Origin of the sequence: Shewanella sp. T24-MNA-CIBAN-0130 (assembly GCF_040310185.1) — a bacterium.
GTDB lineage: Bacteria > Pseudomonadota > Gammaproteobacteria > Enterobacterales > Shewanellaceae > Shewanella > Shewanella psychromarinicola.
The window spans coordinates 1-262 of sequence record NZ_JBEOPP010000370.1; the positions used below are offsets into that span (position 1 = coordinate 1).

General features: G+C 39.3%; 1 protein-coding gene. It reads left to right on the forward strand.

Translation table 11 applies throughout. The annotated features are described in order from the left end of the window. Positions 1–262, forward strand: a 262-nt coding sequence (locus AAEZ02_RS22770; RefSeq protein WP_351125363.1) for a hypothetical protein, incomplete at both ends; no start/stop codon positions are given.

The window sequence follows — 262 nt, forward strand, 5'->3', positions numbered from 1 at the left end:
GCATGTAGCTATAAAATGGCGTTCGGGTGCTTTTGATATCAGTAAAGCACTCAGTTATGCCAGTGCTTTTATACTCCTTATCTTCTCAGTCTATATCGTCGTGGGCGAATACGATCACGACTTTGTGAATAACGATGAAGTTTTCAGCCATAACTATTTCTTAGCACAAGGACTACTGGTACTTGCCAGCTTATACGCGCTCTACCTTATTCTCAAACGTTACGATATCAAGTTACTATCAAAATCTGGTGTTATTATCATC